The organism is Candidatus Tumulicola sp., assembly GCA_035601835.1.
Classification (GTDB): Bacteria; Vulcanimicrobiota; Vulcanimicrobiia; order Eremiobacterales; family Eremiobacteraceae; genus DATNNM01.
On record DATNNM010000007.1, the window covers coordinates 47,974 to 70,915 of the forward strand.

The 22,942-nt window shown below is 65.0% G+C and carries 25 protein-coding genes; 7 read left to right on the forward strand and 18 right to left on the reverse strand.

Annotated features, from left to right (window positions below; genetic code table 11):
• Nucleotides 1-48: 48 nt before the first annotated feature.
• From VN934_02010 to VN934_02025, 4 genes are read left to right on the forward strand one after another with little or no spacing between them, the layout of a single operon-like run.
• Nucleotides 49-876, forward strand: a complete 828-nt coding sequence (locus tag VN934_02010; GenBank protein ID HXM17565.1) for a 2,3,4,5-tetrahydropyridine-2,6-dicarboxylate N-succinyltransferase — start codon at nt 49-51, stop codon at nt 874-876.
• Complete coding sequence (locus tag VN934_02015) at nt 873-1,265, forward strand: vitamin K epoxide reductase family protein (protein HXM17566.1); 393 nt, start codon at nt 873-875, stop codon at nt 1,263-1,265. Before VN934_02010 ends, VN934_02015 begins: the two co-directional genes overlap by 4 nt.
• Nucleotides 1,266-1,298: 33 nt before the next feature.
• Nucleotides 1,299-1,697 (forward strand): SRPBCC domain-containing protein, encoded by a 399-nt coding sequence (locus VN934_02020; protein ID HXM17567.1) that lies wholly within the window; start codon nt 1,299-1,301, stop codon nt 1,695-1,697.
• Nucleotides 1,698-1,701: 4 nt separating this feature from the next.
• Entirely contained in the window at nt 1,702-2,298 is a 597-nt protein-coding gene (locus tag VN934_02025; GenBank protein HXM17568.1) for a hypothetical protein, read from the forward strand.
• Between the two features lie 7 nt (nt 2,299-2,305).
• On the opposite strand, the gene VN934_02030 is transcribed toward VN934_02025, so the two are convergent.
• The 14 genes from VN934_02030 to VN934_02095 form a co-directional block, all read right to left on the reverse strand.
• Nucleotides 2,306-2,932, reverse strand: coding sequence for a hypothetical protein (locus VN934_02030; GenBank protein ID HXM17569.1), 627 nt, complete (start codon nt 2,930-2,932; stop codon nt 2,306-2,308).
• Nucleotides 2,933-2,969: 37 nt separating this feature from the next.
• Nucleotides 2,970-3,863 (reverse strand): hypothetical protein, encoded by an 894-nt coding sequence (locus VN934_02035; GenBank protein HXM17570.1) that lies wholly within the window; start codon nt 3,861-3,863, stop codon nt 2,970-2,972.
• Between the two features lie 78 nt (nt 3,864-3,941).
• A complete protein-coding gene (locus VN934_02040; protein ID HXM17571.1) occupies nt 3,942-4,961 on the reverse strand; it encodes a medium chain dehydrogenase/reductase family protein in 1,020 nt (339 codons plus the stop codon).
• Nucleotides 4,962-4,974: 13 nt separating this feature from the next.
• Entirely contained in the window at nt 4,975-5,904 is a 930-nt protein-coding gene (locus VN934_02045) for a divergent polysaccharide deacetylase family protein (protein ID HXM17572.1), read from the reverse strand.
• Between the two features lie 58 nt (nt 5,905-5,962).
• On the reverse strand, nt 5,963-6,451 hold the full coding sequence (locus VN934_02050) for a hypothetical protein (protein ID HXM17573.1): 489 nt from the start codon (nt 6,449-6,451) through the stop codon (nt 5,963-5,965).
• A gap of 133 nt (nt 6,452-6,584) precedes the next feature.
• Nucleotides 6,585-7,871 carry an FtsW/RodA/SpoVE family cell cycle protein gene (locus VN934_02055; protein HXM17574.1) on the reverse strand — a complete coding sequence of 429 codons (1,287 nt, stop codon included), beginning with the start codon at nt 7,869-7,871 and terminating at the stop codon, nt 6,585-6,587.
• On the reverse strand, nt 7,856-8,551 hold the full coding sequence (locus VN934_02060) for a hypothetical protein (GenBank protein HXM17575.1): 696 nt from the start codon (nt 8,549-8,551) through the stop codon (nt 7,856-7,858). Before VN934_02060 ends, VN934_02055 begins: the two co-directional genes overlap by 16 nt.
• Nucleotides 8,552-8,602: 51 nt before the next feature.
• Nucleotides 8,603-9,715 carry a protein phosphatase 2C domain-containing protein gene (locus VN934_02065; GenBank protein ID HXM17576.1) on the reverse strand — a complete coding sequence of 371 codons (1,113 nt, stop codon included), beginning with the start codon at nt 9,713-9,715 and terminating at the stop codon, nt 8,603-8,605.
• A gap of 38 nt (nt 9,716-9,753) precedes the next feature.
• Nucleotides 9,754-10,188: an FHA domain-containing protein gene (locus VN934_02070; GenBank protein ID HXM17577.1), complete on the reverse strand. Its 435-nt coding sequence runs from the start codon at nt 10,186-10,188 to the stop codon at nt 9,754-9,756.
• Nucleotides 10,178-11,473, reverse strand: a complete 1,296-nt coding sequence (locus tag VN934_02075; GenBank protein HXM17578.1) for a transcription antitermination factor NusB — start codon at nt 11,471-11,473, stop codon at nt 10,178-10,180. The genes VN934_02070 and VN934_02075 overlap by 11 nt, the downstream gene beginning before the upstream one ends.
• A 17-nt stretch (nt 11,474-11,490) precedes the next feature.
• Entirely contained in the window at nt 11,491-12,369 is an 879-nt protein-coding gene (gene fmt / locus VN934_02080; GenBank protein HXM17579.1) for a methionyl-tRNA formyltransferase, read from the reverse strand.
• A gap of 19 nt (nt 12,370-12,388) precedes the next feature.
• Complete coding sequence (def, locus tag VN934_02085) at nt 12,389-12,910, reverse strand: peptide deformylase (GenBank protein ID HXM17580.1); 522 nt, start codon at nt 12,908-12,910, stop codon at nt 12,389-12,391.
• Nucleotides 12,910-14,325 carry an ATP-dependent protease ATPase subunit HslU gene (gene hslU / locus VN934_02090; protein ID HXM17581.1) on the reverse strand — a complete coding sequence of 472 codons (1,416 nt, stop codon included), beginning with the start codon at nt 14,323-14,325 and terminating at the stop codon, nt 12,910-12,912. Before hslU ends, def begins: the two co-directional genes overlap by 1 nt.
• Before the next feature lie 39 nt (nt 14,326-14,364).
• Complete coding sequence (locus VN934_02095; protein HXM17582.1) at nt 14,365-15,201, reverse strand: hypothetical protein; 837 nt, start codon at nt 15,199-15,201, stop codon at nt 14,365-14,367.
• 119 nt (nt 15,202-15,320) lie between these two features.
• On the opposite strand from VN934_02095, the gene VN934_02100 reads away from it, so the two are divergent.
• From VN934_02100 to VN934_02110, 3 genes are read left to right on the forward strand one after another with little or no spacing between them, the layout of a single operon-like run.
• Nucleotides 15,321-16,478, forward strand: a complete 1,158-nt coding sequence (locus VN934_02100; GenBank protein ID HXM17583.1) for a Re/Si-specific NAD(P)(+) transhydrogenase subunit alpha — start codon at nt 15,321-15,323, stop codon at nt 16,476-16,478.
• On the forward strand, nt 16,478-16,774 hold the full coding sequence (locus tag VN934_02105; GenBank protein ID HXM17584.1) for an NAD(P) transhydrogenase subunit alpha: 297 nt from the start codon (nt 16,478-16,480) through the stop codon (nt 16,772-16,774). The genes VN934_02100 and VN934_02105 overlap by 1 nt, the downstream gene beginning before the upstream one ends.
• Entirely contained in the window at nt 16,774-18,174 is a 1,401-nt protein-coding gene (locus tag VN934_02110) for an NAD(P)(+) transhydrogenase (Re/Si-specific) subunit beta (protein HXM17585.1), read from the forward strand. Before VN934_02105 ends, VN934_02110 begins: the two co-directional genes overlap by 1 nt.
• Here the strand turns inward: VN934_02110 and VN934_02115 are convergent.
• Genes VN934_02115 through topA form a run of 4 tightly spaced genes read right to left on the reverse strand, consistent with a single transcriptional unit; the run spans nt 18,171 to nt 22,898 of the window.
• Nucleotides 18,171-18,740 (reverse strand): GNAT family N-acetyltransferase, encoded by a 570-nt coding sequence (locus VN934_02115; protein HXM17586.1) that lies wholly within the window; start codon nt 18,738-18,740, stop codon nt 18,171-18,173. The two genes, VN934_02110 and VN934_02115, sit on opposite strands and share 4 nt — an antisense overlap.
• Nucleotides 18,695-19,225, reverse strand: coding sequence for an ATP-dependent protease subunit HslV (gene hslV / locus VN934_02120; GenBank protein HXM17587.1), 531 nt, complete (start codon nt 19,223-19,225; stop codon nt 18,695-18,697). Before hslV ends, VN934_02115 begins: the two co-directional genes overlap by 46 nt.
• 32 nt (nt 19,226-19,257) lie before the next feature.
• The gene (gene trmFO, locus VN934_02125) at nt 19,258-20,643 is read right to left on the reverse strand and encodes a methylenetetrahydrofolate--tRNA-(uracil(54)-C(5))-methyltransferase (FADH(2)-oxidizing) TrmFO (GenBank protein ID HXM17588.1); all 1,386 of its coding nucleotides are present in this window, start codon (nt 20,641-20,643) and stop codon (nt 19,258-19,260) included.
• Nucleotides 20,640-22,898, reverse strand: a complete 2,259-nt coding sequence (gene topA, locus VN934_02130) for a type I DNA topoisomerase (protein HXM17589.1) — start codon at nt 22,896-22,898, stop codon at nt 20,640-20,642. The genes trmFO and topA overlap by 4 nt, the downstream gene beginning before the upstream one ends.
• Nucleotides 22,899-22,942 lie beyond the last annotated feature (44 nt).

Consider the following 22,942-nt stretch of genomic DNA (forward strand, 5'->3'; position numbering starts at 1 on the left):
AAACGCGCGCGGGGGCGATGCGGGCAAGCGCCGAACGCTTGCGGCGCAATGCAGCTCGACCGCGAAGCTCTCGCGGCCACGATATCGGCCGCGTACAAGGACCGCTCTCTTCTTGCTTCGGGCGTGGTGCGCAAAGCCGTGGAGCGCGTTCTCGGCGCGCTTGACAGCGGCTGGGTGCGCGCGGCTGAACCCGTGGACGGCGAGTGGGTGATCAACGAGTGGATTAAGGAAGCTATCCTCCTCTATTTCGCGTTGCATAACAGCGAGCCGACCGAAGCGGGTCCGATGCACTTCTACGATAAGATCCCGCTCAAATCGTTTTGGGACAACAGCACGATACGCATCGTGCCTCCCGGCACCGCGCGCTACGGTTCGTACCTGAGCCCCAACGTCATCCTCATGCCGGGTTTCATCAATGTCGGCGCATGGGTCGGGGACGGCACGATGATCGATACGTGGGCGACGGTCGGGAGCTGCGCGCAGATCGGCGCCGGCGTGCACCTGTCCGGCGGCGTCGGCATCGGCGGCGTGCTCGAGCCGCCCGCCGCGCGCCCTGTGATCGTGGAAGATGGCGCGTTCATCGGCTCGCGCTGCGTGATCGTCGAAGGCGTGCACGTGGGCGCCGAGGCGGTCATCGGAGCGGGCGTGGTGTTGACGGCCTCGACGCCGATCGTGGACGTCACGACAGTGCCCGCGACGGTCAGCAAGGGCGTCATACCGCGGCGCGCGGTCGTCATCCCGGGCGTCCAACCCAAGGAGTTCGCCGCCGGCACCTACAGCACGCCGTGCGCTTTGATCATCGGACAGCGCACCGAGGAGACGGATCGCAAGACGTCGCTCAACGCGGCGTTGCGCGACTTCAACGTCGGCGGTTGATCCCGGTCGTCTCGCCGCTCATCTGCGTGCTGTGCTGCGTCGGCCTCGGCGCCGCGCTGTTCATGCAGGACAAGGCGAACCGCTTTGCTCGAGGACAGCTCACCGAACCCAGCGTCGTGCAGCAGCCGATGGCGAGGGTCTTCGGCGGGATCCCCAATAGCGCGTTCGGCATCGCCTACTACGTCTTGATGCTCCCCGCGGCATGGCTGCTCCTCAACACAGCGGTGTGGTACGGAGCGCTCGTCGCATCCGCGGCGGCAGGCCTGCTTTCCGTGATTCTCGCATATAGTTTGTTGTTTCGCACGCGCATGCCGTGTCCGTTTTGTTGGACGGGGCATGTGGTGAACTGGAGCGTCCTCGCTTTGGTCCTCGTCGCCCACCCCGTGTAGTGCCGGGGCTTTAGCCCCGGTCCAGGAGTCTCCATGAAGCTTGCAACCTTTCACCAATCCGCCCGCATCGCCGCGACCCCGCGCGAGGTGTACGCGGCGTTGACGGACTCCAAGAAGCATTCGACGTTCACCGGCCATCGCGCGCGCATCGGCAAGGTCGGCGAAAAGATGTCGGCGTACGGCGTGCTCTCGGGCACCATGCTCGCGCTTCAGCCAGGAAAACGCATCATCCAAACCTGGAAATCGTCCTCCTGGCCAAAGAACTGCCCCGAGTCGATCGTCGACATTCGACTTGCGCGCAGCGGCAGGGGCGCGAAGGTGACCCTTGTGCACTCCGCGGTGCCTGCGGCCCACGCCAAGGACCTCAAGAGCGGTTGGGAATTGCACTATTGGAAGGCTTTGAACACGTACTTCAAACCCAAGAAAGGATAGCGCCATGTCAAGCATGTCCGGACCCGCATTGTTGGAATCGTTGGCGGCCCGGCTCGAACGGGTCGAGCGGGAAAACCGCGGCTGGCGGATCGGCGGCATCCTCGCCGCGGGCGTGGCAGTGGCTGCGCTGCTGATGGGCGCGACGCAAAACTCTCGAACAGGCCCGCTGACGATCGAGGGGACCGGCGGGAAGAGCATTCGCATCGACGGCGATAAGCTCGTGTTCTACGACGGGAGCGGCAAAGCGCGTCTCTGGGAGGGCTACGACTCCGGCCAGCCTTATGTAGATCTCAACGATTCGACCGGCCAGAACCGGATCTCGATGTATCTCGCGCCCGACGGGCTTGGGGTCTTTCGCATCAGCAACGCCAGCGGGCACCGGTTGATCAGGCTCGAGGAGACGACCAATCGCGTGGGTCAGCTGCTGCTCAACGGCAGCGATCAGAACGAGCGAGCGGTCATCGTGGGGTCCGACAAGCCGTTCCTCCGCGTGACCGACGGTGCGGGCCAGGCCCGCGCGTTCTTCGGCGTGTACACCGATCAAACCGCCGGCGCGTTTTTGAAAAACAATTCCGGCAAGACGACCTGGAGCGCTCCCTAGCGCGCAGCTAGGATGGTGCCAATCTCATCGCGATGGAGTATGGCACCCCAAACGCCGAGAGCAACAGCGGATCCATCGCTCCGCCGCCGCCGGCCACGCGCGACCAAACGCCGCGCGCCTTATGCCACAGTTCCTCGCCTCCGGCTACGCTCTCGCTCCAGAACATCAAGCCCCAATCACCGTACACGACGGTGTGCAGGACCTTGAGCTTGGGCGCGCGCTTCAGTGAAGCGCTCTTGATGGCCGCGAGGTCGTCCTTGGACCCTGGTCTGGCGTTTTGGTCCGCGCCCCACGCGCGCCAGCGATCCCACAGTCCCTTTGCAGCATCCGCAGGCACGCCTTGCATGGCGAACGGTATCGTCGTGCCTGCATTGCTCAGCGTGTCGCCTACTTTAATCCAACCCGCTGCGCCGTGTCGCAAGACCAAAACCCAGGCTGCATTGCCGCACTGAACCCCGACCGCGGCGAAGGCATTGAAGAACACGCTGGTCGTCGCGACCGGCTTGACCGCGTTCTCCGCGTAGCATTTCACGCTTGACACCGCGCGAGCGATTCCCGCGTCGGGCGCGGCGGCAAGCGCTGCGCTCGGCGTCACGAGCGCGGCGAAAATCGCGACGATAAGTAGTCGTCTCATGGCGGAGTGGCCTTTTGAAGTTCGCGGAAAGAACCCTTCATGCGGGACGGGTTTCGAGTCGTCGTTCGCGGTGCGCAAGGTTCGATCTGAAGAGCCGCTCGACCAGCGCGAACATGCGCGGGTCGCGCAGGTACAGATCTTGGCGCGTCAACGGCAGCCACGCGCAGCGCTCGTCGTTGATCTCGACGTACGCGCGCAGGCTCTCGGCGAAATACTCGTCCAGTCCACTGGCCGCGTATTCGTTGACGTAGCCCGTCGCGGTGGCAAAATAATAGCGCAGTTCTTCGCTTTCGAACGAGAAATACGAGCGCGGCCGTTTGGCCATGACCGAGTCGAGCGCGTGCGCGAACTCGTGCGCGGCGGTCATGCGCAGCGAATTTTTGCGCAGCAAGACCTGCCGGTCCGCGACCACGAACAGCCCGGAGGGCGGCGAAGGCCAGTCGTCGATGCCGGGTGCACAGCGCGCGACCGACTCCGAAAAACGCCCGAAGCGCTCGCCTTCCGGCACGAGCGTGATGCGCACGCCGGCGCGCGCGGCAGCACGCAAGGCGCTTTCGCCGAACGGCGCGAGGACGCTCGCAAGCTCAGGCGCAGCTTCGGCATCCGCCATGCGCGACACGATTGCTTGGGCGGTCTCGCAGGGCGCGTTCAAAACTACGCTCGGAATGCCGTTGAACGGCTCGGACAACACGCAGCCGCGCGAAGTCCGGTACAGGCACAATTGCGGGTTTTGCAGCCGGCGCAGCGACGCGATGACGCCGTCCAGCCCCGCCGCGTCGGCTCTGCGCGCGAGCAGCGACTTGCGCCGCCGCAGCAGCCGATGGCGGACTTCCTCGATCCCCTCGGCGGTTTCGGTCTCGCTGCAAGGAACAAGCGCCGACGTATCCGGCGGACGAGACACATCAGCAAGCTTGAGGCGCGCTGCGGACATTGCCGCAGTGTGGCGCGCACGTATTGCCGGTTTGAGGCGAAGTCATTGCGGACCGATGCCGCGCTGTTGAGGCGCGGTCTAGAACGCGAGGACTATTTTGCCGACGTTTTTGCCCTGTCGCAGGCGCAAGAACGCGGAGACGGCGTCGGCGACAGGAAAAACCTTGTCGATGTGCGGCTTGATGGCGCCGGCCTCGTAAAGCCGCATCAGCTCGGTCATCTCTTCGGCGAGGATGTCGGCCGCGTCCAGGAGCCGGCCGATATTGACGCCCGCGACGGTTCGATTGCGCGGCATCAGCTCCAGCGGATTGAATTTCGGCACGCGCCGCAATTGGGTGAGAAGGCGCAACAGATTACGCTTATCCCCGCCGACAAGATTGGCAAACCCGAAGCAGATCAGCCGGCCGCACGGCTTGAGCAGATCGTATCCCTTCTTCCAGTCCGCGCCGCCGAGGGCGTCGAGGACGACATCGACTCCCGCGCCATCCGTGATGCGACGCACTTCGAGGGCATAGTCGGTCGCGCGGTAGTCGATCGGGTAAGTGCATCCGTACGACTTCACGATGGGCAGCTTGCCGGACGATGCGGTGCCGAACGTCGTCAAGCCGCCGATGCTGCGACAGATCTGCAGCGAGGCGATACCGACGCCGCCCGCTGCTTGATGGACGAGGACCGATTCGCCGGCGCGCACATGCGCGACGCGGTGCAACATATGATACGCCGTGATGAAGTTCACCGGCAACGCCGCGCCTTCTTCGAACGACATGGCATCGGGCATGATCGCGACCAAGCGCCTCGGAACGCAGACCGCTTCTGCCTGCGCCCCGAAGTGGGCCAGCGCCATGACGCGCTTGCCGACGAGCGCCGCTTCGACGCCCTCGCCTACCGCGTCGACGACGCCGGCCGCCTCGTAGCCCAAGATGCACGGTGGTTTCGGGGCGCCCGGATACAGGTCTTGACTGGCGAGCAGGTCGGCGAAATTGAGACCCGCCGCGTGCACGCGCACGCGCGCCTGCCCGGCGGCCGGCGTGGGTTCGGGCGCTTCACGGACTTCGAACGCTTGCGGACCGCCGTGCTTTGTGAGCCACAGAGCGCGCATGACTTTTCCTCTTCTACTTGACCAGGGTTTTCGCGGGAACGAACGTCACGCCGGCTCCGATCATTTCCGGGATCATCTTTGCGATGGCGTCCGCGGTTTCGGGATTTGGATGACCGATGGCGATGGCCTGCCCAGTCTTGAGCGCAACCGTTTGCGCGGCCTTCAATTGCTCTTCGATCGCCTTTTGCGAGATCTCGTTGTCCAGGAACACGTCTCGCGCGGCATTCGGCACGCCGAGCGACTTCGCCGTCTGGATGCCGACGCTCGTGTTGCTCGTCTCCGAGTCGATGAAGAACAGATTGTTCCGCTTGAAGACCGCGAGCACGTCGCGCATGACGCGCGGATCGCTCGTCCCCTTGCTGCCCATGTGGTTGTTGCCGCCGGGCACCGGCGGCAGTGAAGCGATATCCTGTTCGACTTGCGCGGCGATCTGAGCGTCGGTCATTTGCGTGGTGATCGCTCCTGGTCCGGGATTGTGCGTGTCCGACTCCGGCTGCATCGGGAGGTGGAGCATCACCGACTGGCCGGCGGCCAGCGCCGCATTCGCGATGTCGCGTCCATGCGGGGTCAGCGGCAAGATCGCCAACGTCAACGGAACCGGCAGTTGGATGAAGCGGTTACAGCGTTCGAAGTCATTGCCGCAGTCGTCGATGATGATCGCCACGCGCGGCAGCGGACTCGGGCCGCTCGCGAGCGGGCTCGCGCCTGGAGCGCCCTTTACTTGGCGCGACGGGATGGGCGGCGAAGGCGCTCCCACGCTGACCGCGCCATGCCGGGCGGTGGCGTGAGCTTTGTGTGCGCGGCTATTCGCCGCGTTGCGTTCCTTCAGATAGCCGACGGTGAACCAAACGGCTACCAGAACCGCCGCTACGACAAGAAGCGGGATCCATGCAGACTGACGGGGCGGACGCGCGCGTCGCCTGCGGCGACGCCTGAGTGGCATACCGCACGGAAGTTCGCACGCTGCGCGATGCGGCCCTCGTTACATCAGGCTATGGCGGTCAGTGGCCGGGTGAGGGGGTTGGCGAAGCTGACGGCTTAAAGATATCGGGCAGCGGGAGGCCCTTGAGCGCGTTGATGGTGATGTTGATGCGCTGCTCCGCGAGCACGCCACCCCCCGGATCGAGCACCTTGACCGTGATGTAGCGCGCTCCCGAAAGCGCGACAGCGGCACCGTTGATCGGCACCGTGAAGTCACGATCGATCACGTAACCGAGGGGCGTCGCCGGGATGCTCCGGTCCACCGCTTCGGTCTGACTCGCGATAAGCGCGTCCGAGCCGTTGAACGCGGCAAGCTGCACGCTGTTGATCGGCACTTTGCCAAAACCGTGCGCGACAGCATGGAGGTGTATCGTCGCCTGTTTGTCGAGCAGGCCTACGACGATCGGGTTCGGGGTCATCGTGATCGACAACGAGTGACTCGAGCAGCCCGCTGCGGCGAGGACCGCGGCGACGATGGCGGCGGCGCCATATTTGTGGGGCGTTCGCATGAAGTTCTCCTATTGAGGGCTTGGAAGCGGGGGCCGATGGGCTGCGCGTCTTTAGTATAGAAACGGAAAAGAGCGGCGGCAGGTTGCGGATGTCCCGCTCCGGGGTTTCCTTTTCGGCTCTCGGTGGCCTGCTTTATGAGCTTTTAGCGCGAGCGCTAAACAGCCACAGCAGGTTCAGCATCACCAAATTCGCGACCATGCTGGACCCGCCATACGAGAAGAACGGCAACGTGATGCCGGTGAGCGGGAAAAGGCCGACGACGCCGCCGACGATTACGAACACTTGGATCGCGAGCGTCGCCGAAAAGCCGGTCGCCAGCAATGCGGTGAAGCGATCGCCGGCTGCAAAGGCGATCGCAAAACCGCGCACGACGAGGACCATGTACAGCGCGAGCAGCGCCAGGCCGCCGATGAGACCGAACTCTTCTGCCCAGGCGGCGAAAGTGTAGTCGGTCGCGGCGTCGGGGATGAAGCCCGGATGGCCGAGATGATAGCCCGTGCCGAACAAACCGCCGGCCGCCAGCGAGAAGTAGCTCTGCTCGGCTTGGTATCCGCGGCCGAGCGGATCGTTCCACGGATTCAACCACACGCCGATGCGCGTCTGCACGTACGAGAAATGGCTCGCGATGAGCCACGCGCCGAGTGCGAAGATCACGGCTGCTGCGATCACGATGTCGAGCCGGCGCGACGCGGCATACAGCATGACGAGGAAGATGCCCAAGAAGAGCGCGGCCATGCCGACGTCGCGCTGCAGCGCCAGCGTGAGGATGGAGACGCCCCAACCGAGCACGAGAGGTCCCAGCAGCTTGACGTTTGCGCGCACTTCGTGCCAATGCAGCGCGGCGATCGCCTCGCCGTTGCGCGCAAGGTACGCCGCCATGAAGAACACCATGAACAGCTTGATGCCTTCGACCGGCTGCGCGCTGAACGGGCCGATGCGAAACCAGAGGCGAGCGCCATTGACTTCTTGGCCGAAGAGCATGAGCAGCACGAAGAGCGCGAGCGACACCAGCACCCACGGATACGTGACGCTTTCCAGGCGGCGGTACTGCGCGAAAAGGCGCTGACCCAGGATGACGATCGCGAGGCCGACGATCAGCGCGCCTATCTGGTGACGGCCGAGATACGGGTCGATCCTGCTGATCACGAGTATGCCGAGCGCGCACAGCGCCACGACGATGGGGATGAGGGTCTGGTCGCGCTCCGCCGCGTCGGGTGCGCCGGCTTGCCACAGCAAAAACCCGGCGCCTGCGAGCAAGAGCGTCCACCAAGGGAAATAGCCGTCCAGCGGCAGCAGCAGTGCGAGGACGACGCCGGCGCCGCACAGCACGACGAGCAGCGCCGGGTTCAGCCAACGAGCGCGGGGTAGCGGCGGCCGCCCGACCGCCGCTTGCGAGGTTTTAGCTAGTGCCCCTTCCACGGACCCCACGGCCTGCTGACGCCGCGTACCGTGCTCAATGGCACTCTAACGGAATTCTCCGTAAGATACCCGGTGTTCGGCGCGCAGTCGGTCGGATTGGGGCCATTTCCAGCCGTTATGTCGAAGCTCAAGGGAGCACCGCCGATGGTCGCGAGCCCCAAAAGAAACGTGATGGTGTTGCCGCTCACGAATGGCGTCGCCTCGCCGTTGAATCCTGATTTGTTGGCTATCGGATAGTTGCCGTCCGCAAGGCGGTTGAACATGGCAATTTCTTCATCGTTGTTGTACGTGCCGGTCGGCCCGCAAAAGCCCTCGGTAAATCCGTCGCTGAAGTTCCCGTCGATGTCGAAGCCGACGATCGCGGCAAGGGTCGTGGCGGTCGGGGAGCCGCCCGGCGGCGGGATCACCACCGGCTGCGCGAACGTGATGGTCACGGACACGGTGTTGCGCGGACCCGCCACGGGGGCGCTCCGCGTCATCGAAATATTGGTGATGTCGTAAACGGTTCCGATTGCCCCGGGGATCGTGTCTCCTAACGGATCCGCAGCTGACACGGTGATCGGAGGCGGAGCCGGTGGCGGAGGCGGTCCGCCGGAAGTGGTGCCGCAACTGGACCCCATCGCCAAGACGCCGGCGACTCCAAGGATGGCCATATGCCAAGTGTAGCCCTTGATGGACATCAACGCTCCTCTTCTTAGGTTCGTTTTGAGTGAATCGACTTTAACTACGCGCTATTTCTGCGTGTGACCTTTGAGCAACACGAACGCGTCGGCGTCGGCGGCTTTGGAGATCGGCAAGCCTTCGTGCAGCTTGGCTTGCACGTCGGCCGGCAGGCTCTCTTCCAAGACCGGATAGGTCTTGCGAGTCACGTGCAGCGGCACGCCGAAGACGCTAGCGGGAGCGCCCGCGTACAGCGCGACTCTGCCGCCTGAGTCGGCGCCCAAATAGAGATGGTTGTCGCCTACCCACCAACCGACGAGGCCGGTTGTGGCGACGACGAAGACGGCGAGTGCCGTGCTGACGATCAGCAGCGGGCGAGGCGTACCGCGGCGGCGCGGCGCTGCATCTGACGGCGACCCGTGCACGGTGGCTTCCCGAGCGAGGATGACCGTGGCGTTATCGGCCCCGCCGGCGCCCCGCGCCAAAGCCACAACGCGTGCGGCGCACTCGTGCACGCTCTCCCGGGCCGAGAGCGCGGCTTGCAGATCGGACAGCGCGACGCCGCGATACGCACCGTCAGTGCACAGCGCTACCGCGTCGCGCGCGTGCAGCGTGTAGTGCGCCACGCGCGGCGGCACCGCGGCAGCTTCTTCGACGCCCAGCACGCGGGTCAGCAGCGGCCTGGTTATGCGCTGCGGTCTGGCCAGGCGCTGCTTGCCGCCGCCGCTGCGCACGAACTCGGGGACGATCGATTCGTCGGGTGTGAGCTGCACCAACTCGTTGCGGCGCATCAGAAACGCCCGCGAATCACCCACGTGGGCGACGAATGCCTTGTCGTCCACGAGCAGCACGGCCGTGCACGTCGAGGCTGCGGCGACGTGATCGTCGGTGCTGCCGCCGCCGTGCAGTAGACGATCGTTCGCTTCGGCGAACGCTTCGGTCAGGAGTTCGCGGATATTGGTCGGGGTGAGGCTGCGCTGTGGGAAGGTGGCGCGCAGCAGCTCTCGGCGGATGACTTCGCGAACGCCGTCCACGACGATCGCGGAAGCTTGAACGCCGTCCGCCCGGCCGAAGCCATCAGCGATCGCCAGCAGCGTGACGTTCGGGTGCAGTTGTTCGACGCACCAGGCGTCGTCGTTCGCGCGCTGGCCGGCGCCGATGTCGGTGGCGACGCCAATTTCCATCGCCTACATGTTCCTTTTGCCGGGCGCGCGATGAGGACTTAATCGTCTTTGCTCGGCGCCACGCCCAGAAAGACTATTTGGTTGGCTCCAAGACCAATCCTGTCCCCACGCCGCAGCGGCGCAGGTCCGCTGAGGCGGCGGCCGTTGAGCAACGTGCCGTTGGTGGAATCAAGATCTTCGATGACCGCCTCGCTACCGTCCAGCTTGAAGCGCGCGTGCAGCTTGCTGACCGTCGCGTCATCGAAGACGATCGTGCAGGCTTGACCGCGACCGAGCACGCAGCCGTCCTTGACTTCCACGATTTCGGGCGCGGCACCGGGCCGGACGATTTGCAGCGCGACGCCTTCCGGCGGCGTCTTTCCCGCAGGCTGAGCTGCCGGGGTCGGGCGGCGGAACGCCCACAGCGCCAGCGCCAGCGTCGCGAGCGCGACGATCAGCGACTCCCAGCGCACGGCGAGCGCATCAGCCATCATCGCGCTTTTTTTCGAGCAGCGCATAGAAGAATCCGTCGTTTCCGTCAACGCCGGGGACGGTCAGCAGATACGGGCCGAGCGCTCGCGCGGACTCCGTCTTGGCGGCCCAGCTCGCCAGTGACGTCGCGCTCCATTCCGGGTTATGCGTCAAGAAGTTCGCGACCACGTCTTCATCCTCAGCGGGATGCGTGGAGCAGGTGGCGTACAGCAAGCGGCCGCGTGGCGCTACCCGTTCCGCGGCGCGCTCGAGGATCGCCTGCTGGATGCTTGAGAAGCGGATTGGATCGTCGGCTTTCTTGCGCCAGCGGGCGTCGGCTCGCCGCCCGATGATGCCGATGCCCGAGCACGGCGCGTCGACCAGCGCGGCGTCCACCTCTTGCGGCACCGCATCAGGATATGGCTCTTTGGCGTCTGCCCGCATGACCACGATCGGGGTCGGCGACTTTGCGGCGAGACGACGCACGTGCTCGAGTTTGCGCTCGTCGTCGTCGATCGCATAAATCGTGCCCTTGCCGCCGAGCCGCGCTGCGATCATGCCGGTCTTTACCCCGCGGCCGGCGCACGCGTCGAGGATCGTCTCGCCGGGTTTCGGCGCGAGCAGGTGCACCGCGAGCTGACTCTCTTCGCTTTGGATGATCTGCCTCTCGTCGGCAATGCCATCTTCGACGATCAGGCACTCGGGAATTCCGTACTTGCCCCCAGCCGGCGCCGCGTCAGTGTCGACGCGCAGCGCGCGACGCGGCGTCGCGTTGATCGCGTCCGCGATTTGAAGCGCGCTGCCGAAGCCGAAGCGCTCGATGAAATGCTCCGCGAGCCAATCCGGCAGCGACGCGTAGAGGCCAAGCGCCGAGGGAGGATCGTCGACCTCTGGCTTCGGCGGGTAAACTCGCGCCAGTGCGAGCTTGCGCAAGATCGCGTTCGCGACCGCCGCGGTGCCCGCGTGGCCGCCCGCGCGCGCCAACGCCACGCTTTCGTTGACGGCGCTGTGCGCGGGCACTCTATCGAGATACAACAATTGGTAGGCCCCGAGCAGGAGCGCCCACTGAAGCCCGCGATCCAATTCGGCGAATGGCCGGCGAAGTTGTTTTTGCAACGCCCACTCGAGGCTGCGGCGTCGTTTGAGCGTGCCGTGCGCCAGTTCCGTCGCCAGCCGGCGGTCTCGCGGGTCGAGATGCGCGGCGCGCGATTCGCGATCGAGCGCGCCGGCGGCGTCGCCGCCTTTCAGAAGCGCGCGCCAGGCGACCGCCCGCGCAGGGCTGACGCTCTTGACCCGCTCTTGTAGCAACGGAGCTTTAGCTCCGTTCATTTGACTTGACGCGCGAATTCGGCACCCGTCATCGCGGGTTTCCCCTCGGGAATCACTCTGAGCAGACGCACGACCCCGCCGCGACACGCGACCGCGAAAGCGTCGCCATCAACGCCGACATCCCCGCGAGGCGACACCTCGGCTTCCAGGACTTTGACGCGCACGCCGTTCACGAGCGCCCACGCGCCAGGCTTCGGACTCAGGCTGCGCACCTGGTTCACGACAGCGAGCGGATCGGAATCGAAATCGATCCGAAGGTCTTCTTTTCTCAGAGGCTTGGTGTACGTCGCGCGCTCGTGTTCTTGCGGCGTTCGAGCGAGCCGCCCCTCATCAAGCTGAGCGGCGGCTTCAAGCAACATGTCGGAGCCGAGTCTTGCAAGGCGATCGTGCAGCGCGGCAAAGTCATCGGTTGCCTCAATCGCCACTGATCGTTGGAGTGCAATGTCGCCTGCATCCATCCGTGGTGACATCCAAATGACGCTCACGCCGGTGGTCTTTAGGCCTTCGCGCAATGCGGCCTGGATCGGCGTCGCGCCGCGATACTGCGGCAGCAGACTAGGGTGGACGTTTAGGGCGCCAAGCGTTGCGCTTTCCAAGAGCGCGACGGGGAGTATCTTCCCGTACGACACGCATGCGAGCAGTTCAGGCCGCAGGCCCGCTGCGAGCGCCACGAATCCCGCGTCCAACTTCTCCGGCGTGAAAACGTCAAGCCCGAGCGGCACAGCCGCCGCTTTCACCGGCGTGGGCGTCAGTTTGAGGCCTCGGCCGGCGGGGCGGTCAGCCTGGGTGTACACCGCGGCGATGTCGTGCGCTGAGGCTAGTGCGCTTAGACTCGGTATCGCGAAGTCGGAGCTGCCGAAGAAAATAGTGCGCAATCTGCGGGGCGCGCCCGGCCTAGACGTTGCGAACGGCTTCTCCGTCTTCGTCTGCGCCAGCCTCGATGGGCACGGCATCGCGGATGTTGGTGGCCTTGTCCGTGATCAGTACCCCGTCGAGGTGGTCGACCTCGTGCTGGAAGCAGCGCGCCAACCACCCTTCCGCCTCGATGCGCAGTCGTTTCCCGTGGCGGTCGAGCCCGCTCACGACGCACTTCTCCGCGCGTTTGACGTCACCGATCGTGCCGGGAATCGAAAGACACCCTTCGGTGCCTTGGATCTCGCCCTCGAATCCGCTCAGCACCGGATTGACGATCGCGTAAGGCCCGCTGTCTTCACCGACATGCACCACGATGATGCGTTTGACGACGCCGACTTGCGGTGCTGCCAGCCCGATGCCCGGCGCCGCGTACATCGTCTCGAACATGTCGTCGATGAGCGCTTGAGTCATGGGCAGCTTCAGCTCCAAGGCCGACACCTTTTTAGCGACCTTGTGCAGGATTGGATCCGGGTCGGTGAGGATGCGGCGTGTGTAGGCCATCACAGAATGTACTGCGACAAATCCTGGTCTTTGACGATCTCGGCGAGGCGTTCTTCGACGTACTGCTCGTCCACCACGATCTCGCCGCCGCGCTCAGGCGCCTCGTACGAAACGCCCTCCAAGACCTTCTCCAGCATCGTGTGCAGGCGCCGCGCTCCGATGTTCTCGGTCTGCTCGTTCACGAGCGTGGCCAGGCGCGCGATCGCATCGATGCCGCTCTCGGTGAACGTCAGGGAGACTCCGTCAGTGGCGAGCAATTGTTTATATTGCTCGATGAGCGCGTTCTTCGGCTGCGTCAGAATGGTCTTGAAATCATCTTTCGTCAGGCTGGCCAGCTCGACGCGGATCGGAAATCGTCCTTGCAGCTCGGGGATGAGATCGCTCGGCTTGCTGATATGGAATGCTCCGGCGCCGATGAACAGAACGTGGTCGGTCTTCACCGGACCGTATTTGGTCATCACGGTCGACCCTTCGACGATCGGCAAGATGTCACGCTGCACGCCCTCGCGCGAGATGTCCGGAACGCCGCCGCCGCGGCCGCTGCCGCCTGCGATCTTGTCCATCTCGTCGACGAAGATGATGCCGTTCTCTTCGGCGCGGCGCACCGCCTCGCGTTTGAGCGAATCGGTATCGACCAGCCTCGCCGCTTCTTCTTGCGTGAAGATCTGCTTGGCGTCGGCGACCGTCACGCGGCGCTTGCTGCGCCTCTTCGGCAGGATGTTGCCGAGCAGGTCGCCCATGTTGGCGCCCATCTCCTCGCCCTGCGGTCCGCCGATGATGATCTGCTGCGACTCCTCGACGTCGATCTCGATCATGCGCACGTCGTAGAAACCGTCGCGCAATTCTTGCTTCACGCGCTGACGGCGAGTTTCGAGCTCTTCGCTGCGCGCAGGCGCGGGCGGCGCTTCCGGCGCGACGCGAGCGCCCTGCTGCCGGCCGAGCATCGCAGAAAGCGCGGAGAAGGGATTTGCTTCGGAGTTCGTCGCGACGCGAGTCGACGGCTCGACGATGTCGGCAAGGCGCTCGATGGCGAGGTCCTCGGCCAGATCCTTTGTCTCTTCCACACGTTCCGCGCGCAGCATGCGAACGGCGGCTTCGACGAGGTCGCGCACCATGGACTCGACATCGCGGCCTACATACCCGACCTCGGTGTATTTGGTGGCTTCCACTTTGATGAAGGGCGCGCCGACCAGGTTCGAAAGGCGGCGTGCTATCTCGGTTTTGCCGACTCCGGTCGGCCCGATCATCAGGATGTTCTTCGGGATCACCTCGTCGCGCATCTCGCCGCCAAGCCGCTCGCGCCGATAGCGATTGCGCAGCGCGATCGCGACGGCGCGCTTGGCTTGCGCCTGGCCGACGATGTAGCGGTCGAGTTCGGAGACGATGCGTTTAGGAGTGAGTTCGTTCGGGTCCATGCTGCATTGGTTCTTTTCCCAAGCCTACAGCATGACCTTTCACATGTTCCCCATATGACCCATCGCGCCAGGATTTTCTTCCGTGGCCCATACTTTCGACGGATCTTTTTCGAACGGCCACACATGCACCATCCAATTGTAGATGACCGGCTTGAACGTTCCGCCCGCTTTCTGACACGCGTCGGCCGTTGTGATGGTGCCCGCCAAGCCGAACTGGGTGTGGGGTTGGAGCATCTCAGCCGTGCGATCGGACGGCGGCGCGCACAAATTCGTGTGCAGGTGCCAGGTGGCGATGCTCAGCGGCACGCGCGCGTTCAGCTGCTCGTCGGTCGCTTTCTCAGCCGCCGTGTACATCGCGCCGATCAGTTCGTAGCCGCCGGCGGTCTTGCGATACATGAGCGAGGTCGGCCGAGCTGGATCGAAGCTGAACACGTTTTGAAACGCGTTCGACCAGTTGGTGAAATGATACACGGGTTGCGGGATATTGGGCAGGAACTGTTTGTAACCGGCCTGTTCCGCCGCGCGATAATCCTTGAACGGCTCGACGGCGCCGCGCAGCGCGGTCAAAATCGCGTCGGCGCGGGCGCGGTCGGCCGCGCTCGCCGGACGCGACTTGGTCATGCTCATGTGCCCAGCGATGATGTGCGTGTCGTTCATCGCCTGCATCGCCTCGTCAGCCGCCTGGCCTTTCGGCTCGCCCCGCGGTTGCGGGTTGTCGGCGACCACCGCCCCGCCCATCGGCATGCCCGGCATCAGCATGTGGCTGGACACGGTACAACTCTTCGCGCAGTTGTTCGCGCTCTTGGCCGGGTGGGCGGCGAAAGCGAGCGCCGCGACGCCGAGCAACCCGATGGCGATGGCAAGTGCGGCCTTCATGGAATCAATTGTACGCCGCACCGAGCTTCCGAATACTGAGCAATTCGTGAGAGCATCGTGAAAGATTTCGACCTAGGCGCGCGAATAGTGGCCTGCTGTCCCATACGAGGAGGTCATACTTGAACGTTGCCGTGCCCAAGGAGATCGCGCCGGGCGAACGCCGCGTCGCCGCGACGCCCGACATAGCCTCGCGCATGGTCGAGTCGGGTTGCACCGTGTTCGTCCAGCGCGGCGCGGGCGCAGCAGCGGGTTTTCTCGATCCGGCCTACGAGGCCGCCGGCGCCACCATGGCGGCGGACGCAGCCGCCGTGTACGCGCAGGCGGACCTGAGCCTCAAGGTGCAAAGGCCATTTTCGGGCGACGGCGGGGCGAACGAAATCGCGATGCTGCGCGAAGGTTCGGCGCTCATCGCGTTCCTGCAGCCGCTGGTGACACCCGAAATCGCCGAGCAGCTCGCCGCGCGCAAGGTCACTGCTTTCTCCATGGAGCTGATCCCGCGCATATCGCGCGCCCAAAGCATGGACGCGCTGTCGTCGCAAGCCACCGTCTCCGGCTACAAGGCGGTCCTGGTGGCCGCCGACGCGCTGCCGAAATTTTTTCCGATGCTGATGACCGCCGCGGGCACGGTCGCCCCGGCCAAGGTGCTCGTGCTCGGCGCAGGCGTGGCCGGACTGCAGGCGATCGCGACCGCGCGCCGCTTGGGCGCAGTCGTCTCAGGCTTCGACGTGCGCGCCGCGGTCAAAGAACAAGTCGAGAGCCTCGGCGCGATCTTCGTGAGCACGCCGCACGAAGAGGCCGAGGGGACGGGCGGGTACGCAAAAGAGCTGTCATCCGACCAGCAGGAGCGCGACCGTCAGGTGATCGCCGCGGCGGCCGCGGACTCTGACGTCGTCATCACGACGGCGCTCATCCCCGGCAAGCGCGCCCCCATCTTGATGAAGGAGGCCGCGGTCGCGGCCATGCGTCCGGGGTCGGTGATCGTCGACCTGGCTGCCGAGATGGGCGGCAATTGCGAGCTCTCAGAACCCGGATCGACGGTTGTCAAACACGACGTCACCATCATCGCCCCCCTCGATCTGCCGAGCAGCATGCCGCTGCACGCCAGTCAATTGTACGCCAGGAACGTCTTCGCGCTCTTCTCCCACCTCGTTCACGACGGCGCGCTGCAATTGGACATGAGCGACCAGATCACCAAAGAGACGTGCATCACGCGCGACGGCCAGATCACGAACGATGCGATCCGCTCGCGCCTGCAAGGGCAAGGAGGCCGCGCCTAATGGAACATCTGATCATCGAGCTGACGGTGTTCGTGCTGGCGGTCTTCGTCGGCTTCGAAGTCATTTCGAAAGTGCCGTCGATGCTGCACACGCCGTTGATGTCGGCCACAAACGCGATCCACGGCATCGTCATCGTCGGCGCGATGCTGGTCGCGGGCGCCGCGATCGGCGGTCCGGCCGGCCGCGCGATCGGCCTAGCAGCCATGATTCTCGCGACGATCAATGTGGTCGGCGGCTTCGCGGTCACCGAGCGCATGCTGGAGATGTTCAAAGGAAGGGCGGGAACGCGTCCGTGATGACCGCCGAGCAGGCCGTGCTCGCGATCGCCTATCTGGTGAGCGCGGTATTGTTCATCTTGGGCCTCAAGTTCTTGAGCTCGCCGGCCAGGGCGCGGGTCGGCAACATCCTGGCGATGATCGGCATGTTCATCGCCGTGGTCGCGACCTGCTTCGACGCGCACATCTTGACGTGGACCGACATCGTCATCGGCGCGCTGATCGGGGCGCCCATCGGATTCGTCTCGGCGCGCCTCGTCAAGATGACCGCGATGCCGCAGATGGTGGCGCTGTTCAACGGCGCGGGCGGCGGCGCCGCGGCGCTGGTCTCAGCCGGCGAGTTCCTGCGACTGACGAGCGGCGGCGCGGTTCCCACCTGGGATCGGATGCTGCCGATCATGTTGAGCTCGATCATCGGCTCGGTGAGCTTCTCGGGCAGCGTCGTCGCTTTTGCGAAACTGCAGGAACTGATGACCGGCCGGCCCGTCACCTATGCCGGTCAGCAGATCGTCAACGGGCTGGTGTTGGCGTCGATCCTCGGGCTGGCCGCCTGGCTGCTCATCGGCAACGTGACGGCCGCCGCGTTCATCGGCTTGGTCGGCGCAGCGCTCTTGCTGGGCATTTTGGGCGTGCTGCCGATCGGCGGCGCCGACATGCCCGTCGTCATCTCACTCTTGAACTCGTTCACCGGCGTTGCGGTGGCGGTCACCGGTTTTGCGCTATCCAACAACGTGCTCATCATCAGCGGCACGCTGGTGGGCGCCTCGGGCACGCTGCTCACCACGCTGATGGCCACCGCGATGAACCGTTCGCTCGCCAACGTTCTGTTCGGCGCGTTCGGCAGCGTGAAGACGGCGGGCGCGGGGCCCGAAACGGCCAGCGGCGGCGGCGCGGTGCGCACGGCTTCGGTTGAGGATGTGGCTACGCTGCTCGCCTACTCGCGCAGCGTCATCATCGTTCCCGGCTACGGCATGGCGGTGGCGCAGGCGCAGCACGCGGTGCGCGAACTCGCGCAAAATCTCGAAAAGCGCGGCGTGGACGTCAAATTCGCGATCCACCCCGTGGCCGGCCGCATGCCCGGGCACATGAACGTGCTGCTGGCCGAGGCGAACGTGCCCTACGAGCAGCTGCACGAGATGGACGAGATCAATCCCCAATTCGAGGCGGCCGATGTGGCGCTCGTGATCGGGGCTAACGACGTCACCAACCCGGCCGCGCGCAGCGTGCAGAACAGCCCCATCTACGGCATGCCGATCCTGGACGTCGATAAGGCCAAGAACGTCGTCGTGCTCAAGCGCAGCATGAATCCAGGTTTCGCGGGCATCGACAACCCGCTTTACGAGAATCCCAAATGCATGATGCTCTTCGGCGATGCGAAAGACACGGTCCAAAAGCTTGTCGCCGAAGTGGCGCGCGTCTAGTTTTTCGCAGCGTACTCGTAACGGTGATCGGTGTGGCCGCGCATGTCGTCGCTGGGTCCGGTTGACACGCGCGAGAAGCCCAGCGCTTCGAGCAGCTTGATCGAGGCGGCGTTCTCGACGTCCACCGTGGCCTCGACCACCCTCGTGGCGCATTCGGCCACGAGAAAGCGCACCACCTCCGCGCATGCCTCGCGCGCGAAACCTCGTCTCCAAAACGGCGGAAAGAAATCATAGCCGATGAGCGCGCGCCGGCCTTCGAGCGTCGCTTGCACCAGCCCGACATACTCGCCGGCCCTCTGCCGAACCGCCCAATTGAGCCAGATCTGCGATCCGTCAGGCGATCGGCGTCTCGCGAGCAGCGCGTATCGAGCTTCAAGGAACGCGAGGCTCGCCGGCGCGGCCAGCGACTCGTAGGTATAGATGCGCGCGTCTTGCAGCGGCTCGAACAACTCCACCGCGTGCGCGACGGTGAGGGGCTCGAGCGAGAGCCTTGAGGTCTCAAGAGAGCGCTCGGCGTCGACTAGGACAGAACTTCCACCGTGATCGCATCGTTGGTGTAGATGCAGATCTTCGCCGCGATCTGTAGGGCTTCCAGCACGATCTGTTCGGCCGTCAGATCCGTGTGCTCCACCATCGCCAACGCGGCCGCCTGAGCGTACGGTCCGCCGCTTCCGATGGCCGCCACGTTGTCATCGGGTTCGACGACGTCGCCGGTGCCGGAGATCGTGAACAGGTGCTCTTTGTCCCCGACGATCATGAGCGCCTCGAGGCGGCGCAGGACGCGATCCTGGCGCCAATCCTTGGCGAGTTCAACGGCCGCGCGGGTGATGTTGCCGCGATATTCCGAGAGCTTGCTTTCGAACTTGTCGAGCAGCGTGATACCGTCTGCCGCCGATCCGGCGAAGCCGGCCAGCACCTTGCCGTCGGCGATGCGGCGTACTTTACGCGCGGTGTGCTTCATCACGACCTTGTCGAGCGTGACCTGGCCGTCGCCTGCGATCGCGAGCTGGCCGTTGCGAAGCACCGCGCAGATGGTCGTGGATCGCATCATGCCGCCTGCTTCAGCGGACAACTTCCGCGGCCCTATACTCGGAGTGTCGCGCTCCACGGCATTTCAATCCGGTCGATAGCGGACAGGGCCCGCCCGGCAAGCGCGATCCGGCGCGCTCTCTTGTCCTTGACGGGCGGATCCAGAGGTGTGAAATACGCGTAGGTCACATTTTGCGGCTGGAAGTCGGGGCTCGTGCCGTCGCGCAGATACGCCAGCAACGCACCGAGCGCAGTGTGCGCCGGCGGCACGAAGGGACGTTGGTCACCCGAAACCCGGCGGGCTGCATTCACGGCGGCCACGAGTCCGGTCGCAGCCGCTTCGACGTAGCCTTCGCAGCCGGTGACTTGTCCGGCTAGAAACACGTTCGGGGCGGCGCGCAGCGAAAGATCCTCATTCAATACGCGAGGCGCGTCGACGAACGTGTTGCGATGCATCACGCCGAGGCGCAGCCACTCCGCGTTCTCGAGCCCCGGTAACTTGCCGAAGGCGTTTTTCTGGGCCGGCCACGTCAGCCGCGTCTGAAACCCCACGAGGTTGTACGCCGTGCCCGCGGCGTTCTCGCGACGCAATTGCACGACCGCGTGCGGGCGCTTGCCCGTGCGCGGATCGTCAAGGCCTACCGGCTTGAGCGGACCGAAGCGCAACGTGTCCACCCCGCGGCGGGCCATTTCTTCGACCGGCAGGCACGCTTCGAAATACGGCACCTTGCCCGCGGCGGCGTCAAGCTCAAACCCGTGCGGCTCGTGTTTTTCGCCGCTCACCAAGTCGACGACCAACTGCTCGTACTGCGCCCGGTCCAGCGGCAGGTTCAGATAGTCCGCGCCGCCGCCTTTGCCGTAGCGCGATGCCTCATAGGTCTTCGAGCGGTCGATCGAGTCCGCCGCGACGATGGGCGAAGCGGCATCGAAATAGTGGAGCTGCTCGCGACCGCAGAGCCGCGCCAGCTCGAGCGCAAGCGCTTCGGAAGCAAGCGGTCCGCACGCGACGATCATGACGACGTCGGCATCGAGCGCGGTGATTTCTTCGCGACGCACGTCGACAAGGGGATGATCGTGAAGCCGGCGCTCCACCAAGTCGGAAAACCGCTCGCGGTCGACGGCCAGCGCTCCGCCGGCCGGCACGGCGGTAGCCCGCGCTGCTTCGATTATCAGCGAACCGAGGCGCGCCATCTCTTCCTTTAATAGGCCGACGGCGTTCTCGAGCGAGAGCGCTCGCAGGCTATTGCTGCACACGAGTTCGGCCAGGCGGCCGGTTTGATGGGCCCCGGTCTGACGGCCGGGCCGCATCTCGAATAGGGTCACCGGAACGCCGGCTTGCGCGAGCTGCCAAGCCGCCTCGCTGCCTGCGAGACCGCCGCCGACGACGTTGACGCTGGGAGTCCGAGTTTCGCTCGGAACGCTACATTGGAGTCGAGTCACGCGGACTGTTTGAAGTCGCTTGGCTCTTCTTCCTCGACGTCCACGTCGACTTCCTGACCGGCGCCCACCACGCCGTTGACCGCGATCCCCCCTACGGGCTCGTAGCCGTGCTGGTGGTGCGCATCCGTGGCGCATACGATGCGCTCGCCGCCTCGGGCGCGCTTGCGCACGAGGAATGTTCCACACTCGCGGCAAGCCGACCCGACGATCGGCGGATCCCACGCGACGAAATCGCACGCCGGGTACTTCTCGCAACCCCAGAAGGTGCGGCCCCGGCGGCTGCGCCGTTCGAGCATGCGCCCGCCGTCGCGCGGGCACACCACCCCCGAGTCCTTGACGATCGGTTTGGTGGTCTTGCACTCGGGATATCCCGAGCACGCGATGAACTTGCCGAAGCGCCCGGTCTTGATCTTCATCGGCCGGCCGCATGCCGGACAGACCTCGTCGATCTCCTCTTCCACGATCTCGACCTTGGGGATGACCTCGTCCGCATGCGCAAGTTCCTTGGCGAACGGGCCATAGAATTCGCGCAGCAGCGAGACCCAATCGTCGTGCGCTTCCTCGACGCGGTCGAGGCGGCGCTCCATCTCCGAGGTGAAGTTGGGGTTGACGATCTCCGGGAAATACTCGGCCAGCATGTCGGTCACGACATAGCCGATCTCGTCCGGCACGAAGCGGCGCTGATCCATGCGCACGTACCCGCGGTGCTGGATCGTGTCGACGATGGTCGCATAGGTGCTCGGCCGCCCGATGCCTTCGCCTTCGAGCGTCTTCACGAGGCTCGCTTCGGTGAAACGCGGCGGCGGCTGCGTCTCGTGCGGTTCGTTGAGGATCGCGCGCGGGTCAAGCGCCTGCCCCTGCTCGACCGGCGGCAGGTGGCGCTTGCGCTCGTCGGTCTCCTCTTCGTCTTCGTCACGGCTTTCTTCGTAGATGACGGTGTAGCCGGGGAACTTCAATGTGCTTCCGGTGGCGCGCAGCACGCAGCCCTTTGCCTCGACCTCGACCGTCGTTTGATCGTAGACCGCCGGCGACATCTGGCTCGCCACATAGCGCTGCCAGATCAGGCGATATACCTTCAACTGCTGCGCATCGAGGTACTGCGCCACAACCTCGGGCGTGCGATTGACGTCGGTCGGCCGGATGGCCTCGTGCGCGTCCTGCGCGTCTTCGGAGACCTTATATTGCTTGGGCCGGTGATAGTCGTCGCCGTACAGATTGTGGACGTACTCGCGCGCCATGCCCATGGCCACGTCCGAAAGGCGCGTCGAATCGGTGCGCATGTAGGTGATGAGACCGACCGTGCCTTCGGCGCCGACATCCACGCCTTCGTACAGGGCCTGCGCGATCTGCATGGTGCGGCGCACGCGCAGCTTCAGCTTGCGCGATGCCTCCTGTTGCAGCGTGCTCGTGGTGAAGGGCGCAGCGGCGAAACTCTGGCGCTCCGTATGGGCGACGCTCTTGACGCCGAACTTCGACGCGCGCAGCCGCTTGGCCGCGGCTTCCGCGCTCTGCTCGTCGCCGAACGCCGCGATGGAGAGCTTCGGCATGCGCTCGTCCGTCGCGGCGTCGCCGGTCGGCGTGAGCTCCGGTTTGACGCCGTCGATGCTGACGAGGTCGGCGATGAAGGTGTGCGCCGCGTCGTGGTGACCGTGTGGCCACAGACGCGCCGCGACGGTCCAATACTTGCGCCGTCGGAAGCGTTCGATCTCGCGTTCGCGGTCGACGATCAATTTCACCGCGACGGACTGCACGCGGCCGGCGGAAAGCCCGCCGCGGATCTTGCGCCACAGCAGCGGCGAGATCTTATATCCGACGAGGCGGTCGAGGATGCGCCGGGCCTGCTGCGCGTTGACCCTATCGAGATTGATGGCGCTGGCATGCTTGAGCGCCTCTTGCGCGGCGCTCTTGGTGATTTCGTGCAGTTCGATCCGCTTCGGCTCCGGCAGTTTGAGCATCTCCGCCAAATGCCAGGCGATGGCCTCGCCCTCGCGATCCGGGTCGGTCGCGAGGTAGACGTGCTTGGCTTTTTTGGCCGCGCTGCGCAGCTCTTTGATGACGTCGCCCTTGCCTTTGATCGTGACGTACGTCGGCGCGAAGCTGTCGTCGACGTCCACCCCCAGCCGGCTCTTCGGAAGATCGCGGACGTGCCCGACCGACGCCAATACCTGGTAGTGCGACCCTAGGAATTTCTTTAGGGTGCGCGCTTTCGCGGGGGACTCGACGATGATCAGCGATCTCGACAAACGGGGGTTCACCTATCCTGGGATTCGGGACGTACCGAACTTGTGTTCAAACGTCC

Bases quoted from the DNA above. Each gene is read 5' to 3' on its own strand.
- VN934_02010 (HXM17565.1), top strand. From the start codon at position 49: ATGCAGCTCGACCGCGAAGCTCTCGCGGCCACGATATCGGCCGCGTAC.
- VN934_02020 (HXM17567.1), top strand. From the start codon at position 1,299: ATGAAGCTTGCAACCTTTCACCAATCCGCCCGCATCGCCGCGACCCCG.
- VN934_02025 (HXM17568.1), top strand. From the start codon at position 1,702: ATGTCAAGCATGTCCGGACCCGCATTGTTGGAATCGTTGGCGGCCCGG.
- VN934_02030 (HXM17569.1), bottom strand. From the start codon at position 2,932: ATGAGACGACTACTTATCGTCGCGATTTTCGCCGCGCTCGTGACGCCG.
- VN934_02035 (HXM17570.1), bottom strand. From the start codon at position 3,863: ATGTCCGCAGCGCGCCTCAAGCTTGCTGATGTGTCTCGTCCGCCGGAT.
- VN934_02040 (HXM17571.1), bottom strand. From the start codon at position 4,961: ATGCGCGCTCTGTGGCTCACAAAGCACGGCGGTCCGCAAGCGTTCGAA.
- VN934_02045 (HXM17572.1), bottom strand. From the start codon at position 5,904: ATGCCACTCAGGCGTCGCCGCAGGCGACGCGCGCGTCCGCCCCGTCAG.
- VN934_02050 (HXM17573.1), bottom strand. From the start codon at position 6,451: ATGCGAACGCCCCACAAATATGGCGCCGCCGCCATCGTCGCCGCGGTC.
- VN934_02060 (HXM17575.1), bottom strand. From the start codon at position 8,551: ATGTCCATCAAGGGCTACACTTGGCATATGGCCATCCTTGGAGTCGCC.
- VN934_02065 (HXM17576.1), bottom strand. From the start codon at position 9,715: ATGGAAATTGGCGTCGCCACCGACATCGGCGCCGGCCAGCGCGCGAAC.
- VN934_02070 (HXM17577.1), bottom strand. From the start codon at position 10,188: ATGATGGCTGATGCGCTCGCCGTGCGCTGGGAGTCGCTGATCGTCGCG.
- def (HXM17580.1), bottom strand. From the start codon at position 12,910: ATGGCCTACACACGCCGCATCCTCACCGACCCGGATCCAATCCTGCAC.
- hslU (HXM17581.1), bottom strand. From the start codon at position 14,325: ATGGACCCGAACGAACTCACTCCTAAACGCATCGTCTCCGAACTCGAC.
- VN934_02095 (HXM17582.1), bottom strand. From the start codon at position 15,201: ATGAAGGCCGCACTTGCCATCGCCATCGGGTTGCTCGGCGTCGCGGCG.
- VN934_02105 (HXM17584.1), top strand. From the start codon at position 16,478: ATGGAACATCTGATCATCGAGCTGACGGTGTTCGTGCTGGCGGTCTTC.
- VN934_02110 (HXM17585.1), top strand. From the start codon at position 16,774: ATGACCGCCGAGCAGGCCGTGCTCGCGATCGCCTATCTGGTGAGCGCG.
- hslV (HXM17587.1), bottom strand. From the start codon at position 19,225: ATGATGCGATCCACGACCATCTGCGCGGTGCTTCGCAACGGCCAGCTC.